This window comes from Clostridium sp. UBA7503 (genome assembly GCF_002477055.1).
In the GTDB taxonomy this organism is placed as follows: Bacteria; Bacillota; Clostridia; order Clostridiales; family Clostridiaceae; genus Clostridium_J; species Clostridium_J sulfidigenes.
This window is the reverse complement of the sequence record NZ_DLNT01000047.1, coordinates 60,110-73,430: the sequence shown is the minus strand read 5'-3', so window position 1 is coordinate 73,430 and position 13,321 is coordinate 60,110. Positions and strand designations below refer to the sequence as shown.

General features: G+C 29.3%; 12 protein-coding genes. 2 read left to right on the top strand and 10 right to left on the bottom strand.

Features of this window, described 5'->3' with window-relative positions; genetic code table 11:
- Positions 1–94 precede the first annotated feature (94 nt).
- The 8 genes from B3630_RS14115 to nrdD all read right to left on the bottom strand — a co-directional run bounded on the left by B3630_RS14115 (position 95) and on the right by nrdD (position 8,513).
- On the bottom strand, positions 95–628 hold the full coding sequence (locus B3630_RS14115; protein ID WP_346899230.1) for a DUF5317 family protein: 534 nt from the start codon (positions 626–628) through the stop codon (positions 95–97).
- Between the two features lie 53 nt (positions 629–681).
- On the bottom strand, positions 682–1,962 hold the full coding sequence (locus B3630_RS14110) for an HD-GYP domain-containing protein (protein ID WP_346899228.1): 1,281 nt from the start codon (positions 1,960–1,962) through the stop codon (positions 682–684).
- A gap of 258 nt (positions 1,963–2,220) precedes the next feature.
- On the bottom strand, positions 2,221–2,829 hold the full coding sequence (locus tag B3630_RS14105; RefSeq protein ID WP_346899226.1) for a hypothetical protein: 609 nt from the start codon (positions 2,827–2,829) through the stop codon (positions 2,221–2,223).
- A 222-nt stretch (positions 2,830–3,051) separates the two neighbouring features.
- On the bottom strand, positions 3,052–4,236 hold the full coding sequence (locus B3630_RS14100; RefSeq protein WP_346899224.1) for an AI-2E family transporter: 1,185 nt from the start codon (positions 4,234–4,236) through the stop codon (positions 3,052–3,054).
- Between the two features lie 416 nt (positions 4,237–4,652).
- The gene (locus B3630_RS14095) at positions 4,653–5,177 is read right to left on the bottom strand and encodes a hypothetical protein (RefSeq protein WP_346899222.1); all 525 of its coding nucleotides are present in this window, start codon (positions 5,175–5,177) and stop codon (positions 4,653–4,655) included.
- An 89-nt stretch (positions 5,178–5,266) separates the two neighbouring features.
- Entirely contained in the window at positions 5,267–5,722 is a 456-nt protein-coding gene (locus B3630_RS14090; RefSeq protein ID WP_346899220.1) for a dUTP diphosphatase, read from the bottom strand.
- Positions 5,723–5,759: 37 nt separating this feature from the next.
- Positions 5,760–6,254, bottom strand: coding sequence for an anaerobic ribonucleoside-triphosphate reductase activating protein (gene nrdG, locus B3630_RS14085; protein ID WP_346899218.1), 495 nt, complete (start codon positions 6,252–6,254; stop codon positions 5,760–5,762).
- Positions 6,255–6,269: 15 nt separating this feature from the next.
- Positions 6,270–8,513, bottom strand: a complete 2,244-nt coding sequence (gene nrdD, locus B3630_RS14080) for an anaerobic ribonucleoside-triphosphate reductase (protein WP_346899216.1) — start codon at positions 8,511–8,513, stop codon at positions 6,270–6,272.
- Positions 8,514–8,885: 372 nt separating this feature from the next.
- Here nrdD and rbr point away from each other — a divergent pair, with 372 nt between their 5' ends.
- Both rbr and B3630_RS14070 read left to right on the top strand, forming a co-directional pair.
- Positions 8,886–9,494, top strand: coding sequence for a rubrerythrin (rbr, locus tag B3630_RS14075; protein ID WP_346899214.1), 609 nt, complete (start codon positions 8,886–8,888; stop codon positions 9,492–9,494).
- 100 nt (positions 9,495–9,594) lie between these two features.
- A complete protein-coding gene (locus B3630_RS14070) occupies positions 9,595–9,753 on the top strand; it encodes a DUF1540 domain-containing protein (protein ID WP_346899212.1) in 159 nt (52 codons plus the stop codon).
- 134 nt (positions 9,754–9,887) lie between these two features.
- On the opposite strand, the gene B3630_RS14065 is transcribed toward B3630_RS14070, so the two are convergent.
- Positions 9,888–10,757, bottom strand: coding sequence for a cation diffusion facilitator family transporter (locus tag B3630_RS14065; RefSeq protein ID WP_346899210.1), 870 nt, complete (start codon positions 10,755–10,757; stop codon positions 9,888–9,890).
- Between the two features lie 236 nt (positions 10,758–10,993).
- Entirely contained in the window at positions 10,994–13,195 is a 2,202-nt protein-coding gene (locus B3630_RS14060; RefSeq protein WP_346899208.1) for a type IA DNA topoisomerase, read from the bottom strand.
- Between the last annotated feature and the right edge of the window lie 126 nt (positions 13,196–13,321).

Here is a 13,321-nt window from a genome sequence, read left to right as displayed (position 1 = left end):
CTCCTTCAACAATTATATTTTATTATTCTATTCAATATGCAAAAACACCTAAAAGGTGTTCTATAAGCATTAAATATATAATTTTATATTTATTTTAATCTGTTCTAAGCTTCATTCCCTTTATTACAATACCAATGATACCTATAGATAGTATGATATCTCCAATACTAGCTATTCCTCCATACTTCCATAACTTATATGGTATTACATCTGCTAGAAATTTAAACTTTGTTTCTACACTAATAATAGAATATAGACCTTTAGTTTCTACTTGTCCACTTACATTTAATATATCCATAGCCTTTGTACTAATAGGCATAGTACATCCATTTCCTAATATAACCACTATATTCAATAAAAAGCCTATCCCAATGACTAAAATCATCTTATATTTTCTATTTATATATATAAATGCCATTATACAACTATACATTACTATATTTAAAACATAAGTTAAACTTCCAATTTCAAGGTGTCCTGATTTAAGAAAAATCTTCATTATAAATTCCACTAAAAACCCTAGGACTATAAGCCACCACCCTTTAATTTCAAGATTATTTAAGTTTTCTATATTTCCTTTTAGCAAATATCCTAATACTACTCCAAGAATTATTGAAAATAAGAACATGGCTATCCCCCATATATGTAAAATGCTTTAAATTAATTTTTTTAATTATTATATTAAGGCAACTTTCCACCATTCTTTTCTACAATTCTTAAATAAGCTTCTGCCACCTTAGGATGAAATTGAGTACCTGAATATTTTTTAATTTCCCCTAAAATAATACTTGCCGAAAGCCCTTTCCTATAAGGCCTATCTGATGCCATAGCATCCACAGTATCGGCTAGCTGAACTATGTAAACATTCAAAGGTAATTCATCACCTTTTTTACCATCTGGATATCCTTTTCCATCATACCTTTCATGATGGTTTCTAACTATAGAATAAACATAATCAATATTTTTAATATCCTTAATTATTTTAATTCCTATCTCCGGATGCTCCTTTATTGCATCGAATTCCTCATCCGTTAACTTCCCTGGTTTATTTAAAATAGCATCACTAACTCCAATTTTACCCACATCATGAAGCATAGCAGCTATATTTAGTTGTTCAATATTCCAAGGATTATATTTCAATTCCTTTGCAATAGCTACAGATATCTCTGCAACCCTTCTAGAATGTCCTTCTGTATATTGATCCCTAGCATCAATTGCATTCATTAAAGCTTCTACAGTATCTATAAATTGTGATTTTGAACTTGTATATAATAATAGAGTATATCTAATTAATAATAATGGAAATGTTATAAATACTATGCCTAAATAACCATATTTAATAAATACTAGCGCTAATAAAATTCCTATTGGAATCATAACTACAGAATTTAATATTCCCATTCTTATATTACCCGTAAAACAGAATACTACATTCTTATTTGTAACTATAGACATTAATATAGACATTATTAAACTATTAACTATTATGAAAGCAAAACAAAATACTATCAATGGTCCTATATTGCTAACTATAAAGTTTAAACTAAATTGTCCACCTAAGGTTTTATAAAAAAAACTACCAACTACAACTGGTAATATTAACGCACAACAATTAAATATTGTTCCATATAGTGGAGTATTAAATACATGTTTATATTTACCATTATTTATTTTCATAACTCTAAATAAGAATCCCAATACTAGAATTATAATGCATTGAAAAGGACCAAACAAAATATAAGATGCTATAGTTACAGCAAAGCTTGTACTAAAAGACATATTCCTAAAATATACAGTAAACGATTCTGTAATTGCTGTTAGAATTATAAATACTATAATATTTGAATAATTATAAACTTCTATTTTTATTTTCCCTTCAATTATAGGTATTATAAAAGATATTATAGTAATTATATAAATTGAAAGAAAGAATCTTTTTTGTTCTGAAGATATACTACTCATCTTATTCCTCCGCTATATATTTAAGGCCGATTATTTATTATCTTTAACTATTAAAACACCCAAGTGATAGTTGATCCACCAGCCATTGCTAAAGCTATTAAGGCTATTAAAGCTGNNATCATGTTTTTCATTATAAAATCCCCCTTATATGCAAATTAACAAAGATCCGCTAAAAATCTGTCATAATTTCCACTCCGCTAAGGAAAGATAAATAAAATATAATATAATATAATATAATCGGCCATTAAACCAGTTTAACTATTTTTCTATTCTTCTGTTTATTGCATCAAGAGTAGCCTTTGCTATTGCCTCATTTACATCATTTCTTACAATGGCAGTTCCTATTAGAACCTCTTCTGCAATGTCATTTATCATATTTACAATAACGGTTACATAGGATACGTCTCTAATTGAGTTTATTACTATATCCTCTACATCAAAAACTGAGACTTGTCCAATTATTTCTTCTACAGCTGACACAGTAGCTTTAGCTACTACTTTAAGTCTATTAATACTTGTTCCAATTGCAGTTTGCGTAGACGTATACTCATCATCATCCATATTTAATCTAATTTCACATCTTACGTTATTATCTTTAACTTCTAAAGAAATACCTTCATATCTAATTCTCTTTATAGACTTCGTTTCTCCAGTATCTATTTGAGCTATACTAATTAATTTTCTATCTATTCTATAATTAAATATCGCAAAAAGTGCTGATTCGATGTCTCTTACAATCTGTTTAGGTGATCTTGTAGTATTGGCAATTATATGAACCTCTTCTACTGCTTCCTCACTATATACTACTTTACTATGAGTTACACCTTGAATTTTCGCTATAACATCTTCAAAGGACATAAAATCCATAATTAACACCTCATTTTTATATTTTCAGTTAAATTATACATCATATTTCCTTTATTAACAATATTAATATCTGTAATTATTTTGAAATGTGCTATTTACATTATATTATTATTGAAATATGGATTATTTTTTACTAGAATTTATAACAAACTTAAGGCCATAAAATAAAAATATGATGAGATATAGATTTATCCAATATCTCATCATATTAATGTACATTTTCTAAAATTTAATTTTATTTTCTGGAGCTGCATACTCCTTAGTTTCTACTGGCAATCCCTTTTCCTTTAGTACATTATTTATTACACTTACTATAATGGAATAAATTACAGCAAATGTGGGAACTCCTAATATCATTCCTATCACTCCAAATAATCCATTTCCTAAAAGTATGGCAAACATTACCCAAAACGCAGTCAATCCTGTGGAATTTCCTAAAATCTTAGGTCCTAATATATTTCCATCAAACTGTTGAAGCACTAAAATAAATAATATAAACCATAATGCCTTAATTGGACTAGTAATAAATATTATTATAACACTAGGAACTGCCCCTATAAATGGTCCAAATACCGGAACAATGTTAGTTATTCCTATTATAAAGCTTACAAGAAGTGGATATGGCATTTTAAATATCTTCATACCCACAAAGCATATGATTCCTATAATTAATGAATCTAATAATTTACCACCAAGAAAACCTATAAAAGTTTTATGGCTAGATCTAGTGAGCTCTACTACATACTTTACAGGTTTCTCCGGTAAAAAAGCATATAAGAATTTTTTAATCTGCGCAAAAAATTTTTCTTTTCCCGCTAATAAGTAAATAGATATAATTGTTGCTATAAATATGTTTAGTATATATTGAGTAATATTAGCAGAGAATTGGAATAAATCTAACACAGCTGTGCCTGCAATACTGGTTATATATTTAGATATACTATTAAAATCTTTTACTATATCCTCTACCATATCCCCATTCAAATTTAAAGTTATAACTATATTATTTATGTATTCCTCTAGAGCCCTAATATATTCAGGTATATTTTCTAAAAGTGTATATATGCTACGACTCAACTCTGGAACTAATATAGAAAATACAATACTAATTAATATAGCTGCAGATATATATGTAATAGTTATTGAAATAAATCTTTTTGCTTTGTACTGATTTTTCTTGTCCATAAATTTAAGAACTTTTTCTTCTAAAAACTTTAATGGTATAGCTAATAAATATGCCATAGCAAAACCATATATAAATGGCATTAATAGTTTAATTATTTCTCCTACTTTATTAAAAATACCTCCTAGATTTTTTATTATAAAAAACAGTATAATCCCTACTGAAACTACAATAATATTAGATATAGTTCTTTTAGCAATATTGGAGTTTAGTTTTATTTTCATAATTGTCTCCCTTATTTTACATTTTAAATTTTTCTATGTTCCAAATTATATATCAACATCACTTATTTAATGCTTAAGTTTATTGTTTATTTCCACATTATTAACTTAAGCTACACAATTATACTATTTTTTTAACATATTTACTATAATAAACCTGAAAACAAAAAAAGTTCTTATATATCACCATAAATAAGAACTTCTTTATAATATATTTATCCGATGACTACCAGCTCTAAATACTCCCGTCTTCTTCAAAGTGGGAATAAAGAGCAGTTATGTCCCTGGATAACGATTTCTCCTAAAGGACAACGAATTCTAAGTATCGAAAATACTGATACTTAGAATTCTGTTAGTAAGCTTCAGTGGGATTGAAAACTCCCTCTGAAGCAAAGAACTCTGTTTATCTACAAATTAACCTACCTTATACTTGAAATAGCCCATTTATTATCATAGTACATTATAGTTAATGTACTATAGATTGGTTTCTCCTGGCCCTCAGCTGTAGCTAAATTAAATTTTATCTTATGCAATTTAACCTTGCCACTCACATCAACTTGGTCTATGATTTCATAGCTAGTAATCCACGGACTTGAGGTCCCTGTTACCCACGATGTATTATTTTTATTAGAAAGATGATTTTTAAATTCTTGCTGAAGTTCCTTATTCATAACAGCGTATTGAAGTACTCCATTTCTAGTCATCATTCCCTTTGCCCAAAGCTTTGCAGCTTCTTCACTACTCATAGCTCCGAACTCCTTTAAAGCTTCTTCTGCTAAGCCTATATGCTCAATAATCTTATTATTAATTAATAAATTATCACTTACCATAGCTTCTACAAAGGGTTCATTTTCTTTTCTTTCAATAATATTAAAAAAATATACCATAGAAATAGCTGAAATAATTAAACTCCAACTTACTACTGTTATCATAGTTCTTTTCATTTACTATATCCCTACCTTTATGAGTATTAATCAAAGATTAAGAATATAGTGCCCATGTTCTAAGAAATAAATACACCTGTTAAAACTAATTATTTACCTGTACTACCAAAGCCTCCAACTCTTTTCTCTTCTGTATTACAGTTATCACTTACTAAGAAAGGTATAAACATAGCTTGAGCTATTCTATCACCTTTTTTAATTATATAAGGCTCTTTTCCTAGATTTAAAAGATTTATTCCCAAGTTCCCATCATTCTTAGGATTGTTATAGTAGTCACACTCTACCCAGCCTTGAGCATTAGCCATTAAAACTGGGTGACTTCCCATAGAACTTCTAACATTAATAATCAAAGCTTCCCCTGGTTGAAAATATGACTTTACATCTGTCCATATTAATTGCTTCCCCATAGGTTCTATAACTACATCTATAGGTGAATATATATCATACGCTATAGCATGCTTGCTTCCCCTTGTTGGTAAATGTATGTATTCCTGTGGATGCATTCTTTTCCCATCTGTAACTATTTCAAATCCTCTTGTTCTCATTGCGTCTCTCCTCTTTCTAATGCTCTTATAATAATTTTTATAATTTAAACTCTTTAACCTTATTTCCCCTAAGGCTTTCTTTAACATCTATAATTCTTTGTGAGCTACTTCCTCGAAATTTTAGGGTTACATCCCTTTCGCCTATTTCAAATCTTCCATCTACAATTACATCTACATAATTTAAAACTTCTTCTTTATTTAATTTAAATAACTGCTCCCAAGTATACCCCGTATATAACCATATATTCTTATTAGATTTTTCTTTTAATCTCTTAAGTAATTCTAAGGTACTTTTATATTGAACAGTTAGTCCATCTCCACCGCTTATAGTTATACCCGTAATTGGATTTTTAGTAAGCTTATCTACAACCTCATCTATTTTATATAAATCCCCTTTTTCATACCAATACTTTTCATTGTGACATCCATGGCATTTATGTGTACACTCTGCTATATAGCACACTTCCCTAAGACCTATTCCTTCATTTAAAGAACAGGGATTATATCCTATTAACCTTATAGTATCAATCACTTTTTACTATCCTTCCTATAGCTTAGTTATAGTGCTATGCTTAAATCTTTCTTTAACTTCAGCTTGCTTAGCTTTATTAAAGTTTCGATAATCTGTAGTTAAATATCCAGTAACTCTTCTAAGTTGTTCTATTTCTTCACTATGACAAATTGGACATCTATCATTAAATTCTCCTTGATAGCCACACTTTAAGCAAGTATCTATAGGGAAGTTAAATGCTAAATAAGGAATATCTAAGCTAAAGGCATAATCTATTATTTGTTCTATTGCTTTTGGATTTTCTACTACAGAACTATCTAATTCTACATAAGTTATACATCCTGAAGTAGGATATTTAGTAAATGGAGCCTCAAGTTGTAACTTTGTAAACACATCTACATTTTTCCAAACTGGTATATGATGTGAATTAGTTATCCACTCCCTGTCCGTTACATTTTTTATAATTCCAAATTCATCTCTTAAACCTTTAATTTCTCTATTTCCTGTTATTATAGTCCCACAAGTAGACTCAATTGGCGCTGCATAACAACCAAAGTTTAAATCATACCTTTCTGAAGCTTCATCTGCAAACTTTGAAATTCTTTCTACAACTGATAATGCAAACTTATGAACATCCTTATCATCACTATGGTCTTTTCCAAAGAGAGCTTGACACATTTCTGCAATACCTGCATATCCTATAGCTTGGCTTCCATGTTTCATTACATCATAAATACAAGTGTCTGAGTCATATTCTCCACCTAACATACTTTTATTTCTATACATGAAAGGAGCTGATTTAGCACTTTGTGAACATATATATTTAAATCTATCTACTAAGGCTGTAGCTGAAAGTTCTAAAAGCTCATTTAATTCATTCCAAAAACCTTCAAGATTAGCTTCTTGTCTTTCACCTAAACATATCCCATGTTTTATACCTATTTTCACCAAGTTAATTGTTACTGGAGTAACATTTCCTCTTCCTACCTTTGAATATCCCATACCATGTCTATCAAATCCAACTAAAGTTCTACATCCCATAGTTGCCATAGCTGTATCCGGATTACTTAAATCTTCTACATTCTTACTCCAATCACAGTTTACCCAGTTAGGATATATTCTTTTAGACATAGATTCTATAGCTAACTTCTTTAAATCATAGTTTGGAGTTTCTTCTGTATCATTAACCCCTTTTTTATATTGGAAGATTGATATTGGGAATATACTTGTTTTATGATGCTTCCCTATTCCATCTATACTAGCAAGCATAAGCCATCTAGTAAGCATTCTACCAGCAACTGTAGTTCTTCTTCCTAAATTTATAGATGTAAATGGGACTTGAGAACCTGGTCTTGATTCTAGTGTATTCAGATTATGGTATAACCCTTGAGCTGATTGCATACCCTCTCTATCTAATTCTCTTAATGCAAAAGCTGTTAGCTTAGGATATTTCTTTTTTAGCTCTTCTTTATTTTCTACACATATTTCAAAATCTAACTCTTTCCAGCTTACTTCTTTATCTTCAAAGTAAAAAAGTGCATCAGAAAAATGCTTTTTGAAAGATATATCCACCTGCTCTTCTAAATCATAATCTATATGACTACTTCCTGTACCTCCAAATTGTTCTTGACTTTGTATTTGGAAAATTACTGCTACTAATTGAAATGCTGTAGATAACCCATTAGCTCCTCTTACATCCCCATTTCTAGTGATAAATCCATTGTTAACTAGTTTCTTTATATCTGGGAAACTACAATTATGCATTCCTGTAGCATAGCTATCTAAGTCATGTATGTATAATCTATTTTCAATATGTGCCTTTGCTATTTCAGGCTTTATTACCTTATCTAGGGTATACCTTTTTAATATTACATTTGCACTTTCAAATTTACGACCACCAAAACTATGCTCGTCCACATTTGCATTGGAGTTCATTATATCAGAGCATTGAAGCACCTTATCTAATTTTTTATATGTATCTCCATTAGTATCTCTTGCAATTCTACGTTTTTCACGATAATCTTCATAAGCCTTTGATACAGTCTTGTCTTTATTATTTAAAGCCGTAACTACTATGTCTTGAATTTCTTCAATAAACAGTTCTTCTTTTCCTAACTTTAAAATAGTTTTTTCTATATTAATTTCTAAGTCACTCCAATGATCTCTAAACACAAAATCATTTCCATGAACTTCTTCATAAGCCTTTTTAATGGCTATATGTATTCTCTCCATATCAAAGTCTTTAACTCTTGAATCCCTTTTAATAATACTTAATTTCATATTATTCCTACCTTCCCTGAAATTTTTAATTACCACTTTTGTCCCTCAGTAGTAAATTTTTCATATTTTCATGGGTAATGAAAATATAAAACCACAGATAGATTTATTATATCTTCCACTCTATTTTAAATCAATGTCTATAAATTGAAGTAATGTACATATACCTACTGTATTAACATTTAATTCAGCCTCATGCTCTTTTTATCTTTATCAGACTCTAAGTACATATTATTTCAACTTATATAATCTAATTCTGATAATTTTCTCGTATCAATTTAACTCTTTCTTTAACTTACTTTTAAAAGTTATGAATAAAACTACTCTATTTTTGGAAACTTAGTAATAAGATTTAAAAATTTGGAGGTAATAAAAATGAATTTTAAAGATAGTGAAACTCGTATTAACTTAATGAGATCATTTGCTGGTGAAAGTCAAGCAAGAAATAGATATACTATTGCTGCAAGCTTTGCAAGAAAAGAGGGACTTTACATAGTTGAGCAAGTATTTAATTACACTGCAAACCAAGAGATGGCTCACGCTAATCAATTCTATCAAAGACTAAAAGAAGAGGCTGGAAATAATATTGAAATAGGAAATGGGGCATATCCTGTAGACTTATATGATTCAACTCTTAAACTGCTAAAAGCTGCTCATCACAATGAATATGAAGAATACGATGATGTTTATAGTAATTTTTCTAAAATTGCTAAAGAAGAAGGTTTTAATGCTATTTCTACATTGTTTAGTAACATAGCTTCTGTAGAAAAGATTCATGGAGATAGATTTAATTATTTTGCTAAGCAATTAGAAGAAGAGACTTTGTTTAAACGTGATGAATCAATTCAATGGTTTTGTACTAATTGTGGATATATATATGAAGGGAAGGAAGCTCCAAAATCCTGTCCTGTTTGTCTGCACCCTCAAGGCTATTTCATAGAATTCTGTCGTTCTCAATTTGGCTCTAATTACACTACAAAATAAATTTTTATATTTTTAAGAAACTTTACAAGGAATAATTACAAATATAAAAGCCATACTAATTTTGTAGTCAATACAAAAACTTTTTAAGGAGTGAATTTAAATGGAAAAAAATGAATCTATTAAATGTACAATTGACAACTGCAAGTATAATAACTGTAACGAAAATTACTGTACACTAAATCAAATTAGAGTAGGAACTCATGAACAAAATCCTACAGTAGTTGAATGTACAGACTGCCAATCTTTTGAGCTTAAATAGAATATAATTAAACGTAACCCCTTACTAAAAAATACTATATTCAATATANNTATATTGAATATAGTATTTTTACTCTTTTTTAAGCAAAGATTTATTTAGGCTATATAATTCATGGTTTTAGTTTATTATTCATATTAATTATACTTATAAGGATTAATATGAACCATACAATGCTTAATATTAAGATTCTTTTCGACACCATGGTGTATGTTTATTGCTATGTCATGTCCTTCTTCTACTGTAAGTTTTGAATCTACAGACACTTCTACATCTACATATACTCTATTAGCATGTTGTCTCGTTTTTATACTATCAATATGTCTTACACCCTCAATAGTCTGTAATTTTTCATTGATATCACTTATAATTTCTTCATCTGCAGAAGTATCTATTAATTGATTTATACTTTGCTTTAATACATCACAGGCTACTTTTATAATTACAACACAAATAACTATGGCAACTACTGAATCTAAAATGGGCCATCCCAATCTAGCTCCAATTATTCCAATTAAAGCTCCCATTGAAGAAAATGAATCAGATCTATGATGCCAAGCATCTGCTCTAAGGGCTGAACTATTTATTTTATTAGCATATTTTATAGTATAAAAATACATCCACTCTTTAACCATAATAGACAATATAGCAGCCCACACAGCAAGGATTCCTGGATTCTTTATTTCTCCTAAAACAATACTCTTAATCCCCGAATATCCTATAGATATAGCAACCACAAAGAGCATTATAGATAAAAATAAAGAAGAAATACTTTCAATTCTTTCATGTCCATAAGGATGGCATTTATCATCAGGTTTATTAGAAAGCTTTAGTCCTATTATTACTCCCATTGTACTAATTACATCAGAAAAAGAATGGATACCATCTGCAATCATAGCATTACTACTAGATATAATACCTGCCAATAATTTGATTGCTCCTAAAATAGCATTAACTAAGATTGTATTTTTACTAACTCCTACACCTATACTTGTTCTTTCATCCATAAACTCCCTCCATTATCAATTGACTTTAGTCTAATGTTGAACCACTATTATATTTTTTCTTAATACCGAAAATCAACAATATAATGGCTATACATAAGATAAAATATATTATTATAATACTCAGTTATGCTTACTTTGTGAGCTTTCTCAACAATTTTCTTATACAATGTATTATCAATTGATAATGAATCTACTTTAATTATCTGTAGTTTAAATATAAATTCTTGTTTATTTTTTTAAATGAATTCCATCTTCCAACTTAGATAACCTGTTTCTTCATTCTTTTCATACCTAAAATATGCAGCAAAGGTATTTCCTTTTTTGCTTCTCAAATTTCTAAATCCTACTTTACCATTTTTAAGAAGTATTTCTACCATCTCTTTTGTAACCTTCTTACCATAGGATTCAATGTATTTATCATTCTTCCAAATAGTGAATTTACAACCATTTTTCCAGTTGCTACATCCAAAGCTTTTTTCTCCTTCCACTACTGGATTTCCGCATATAGGACAATTACCTACACTAACCGTCCCAGGAGAAAGCTCTATCTTTATTTTAGATAACATTGATGTATCTTTTTTTATAATCTCTACAGATGTACTAGTAAAATCACAAATATGTTTTATAAAAGTGCCCTTTTCTACAGTTCCTTTTTCTATATCCGAGAGAGTTTTTTCTAGCTTACCGGTGTATTCTAAGTCAAATAAATCCCTGACAGGAAACATCTCTACCATTGTCCTACCTAACTCTGTACAAGTTAAGTTTTTTCCCTTCGTAGTAATATATCCTATATCTTTAAGTTTTTTAATAGTTTCAGCTCTAGTAGCTGGTGTTCCAATACTAAAACCACTCAATATAGACTTCATTAATTCTTCTGAAGTTTCCTCTGAATTTTCTTCTGTTGAATTTTCATCCTCATCATTATTTTCTTCTTTTCCTAAACTCTTACCACAAGTTTCCATAACCCTTAACAAAGTCTTTTCTGTATGATTTTTAGGTGGCTTCTTTGTTACGGTGTTAACTTTATTTCCTACAATATCCACTACTTCCTTTTGCATAACTAAAGGAAGTATAGTGTCCTTAGTTTCTATCTTTTCTACTATTCGCCAACCTTCAACAATTTGAACTTTACCCTTGGAAACAAATACACCTTTAATATTTTCATCATAAACCTTAGTAGTAATTTTTGTTTCCTCAAATTCAGCAATAGGCATAAATTGCATTATAAATCTATTTTTCACTGCATTATAAACAATAGCTTCATCAGCACTAAGGTTGCTTGGTTTTATATAAGTTGGAACTATAGCACTATGACTCTCCACCTTAGAATTATCAAAAACTCTTTTAGTTTTTACAAATTTTATTTGATTCTCGTATGGTAGACCCTTTTTAAGACTCTCCAAAACCTTCCTTGTTCTATCCTCTAAGCTTTCTTCAAGAACAACACTGGCAGTTCTAGGATAAGTAATAAACTTTTTTTCATAAAGAGACTGGGCAACCTTTAAAACCTTATCTGAAGTCCATCCTTTAAATTTACTAGTAACATGACCTTGAAGATTTGATAAGTTAAATAGATAAGGTGGATATTCTCTTTTCTTTTCTGTTTGCTTATCAACTATCTCTGCTCTTTGTCCTTGTAATAATTTACCTATATTACTTAAGTAAGATTTCTCTTCGAATTTTTCTGAATTATTCTCATAATATAGACCTTCGTACTCTTCATTAGACTTAGTCTTAAAGGTAGCTGATAACTTATAATAAGTAGTAGCCACAAAGTTTTCAATTTCCATGTCCCTATCATAGATTATCTTTAGAGTTGGTAATAACACTCTTCCTATGTTTAGGATCTTAACATCTTCAAATTTATACCTCAAAGTTGCCACAGATGTAAGATTTATACCAATAACCCAATCTGCCCATTGTCTTCCTATTCCAGCATCTTGTAAAAACTTCATTTCTCCATTAGGCTTTAAGGCTTCCATACCCTTTTTTACTTCATCTGGAGTCCATTCATTTAAAAGAAGTCTATATACAGGCTTTTCTTCATCGAAATATATAAATAATTCATCTGCTATAACCTGACCTTCCCTATCAAAGTCGGTGGCAGATATTATTCCATCTACATTCTCTCTATCTATAAGTGATTTGATAATGCTAAGCTGTTTCTCAGCTCCCTTATCAGTAATATTTCTATTAAGTGAATCACTTTTTATCTTATATTTAAACTCCTTAGGTATAAATGGAAATTTAGAAAACTCCCATCCTTTCATGCTTTCATCATAATCTTTAGCATCATATAGTTGTAATAAGTGACCAAATGCCCATGTAACTAAATAATTCTCACCCTCAAAGTATCCATCTTTTCTAGTTTTTATATTTAAAGCTTCTGCAATATTCTTTGCCACGGATGGTTTTTCCGCAATAATAACCTTAGCCACTTCTCTCACACCTTACTTATTTTCTCTTGCTTAAATAAATTTACTTATATTTATAGTTATTTTTAATTCTTATAACTTTCCACTTAATTATACAATAAAACTTTATTAAAACTAGACATTTATTTT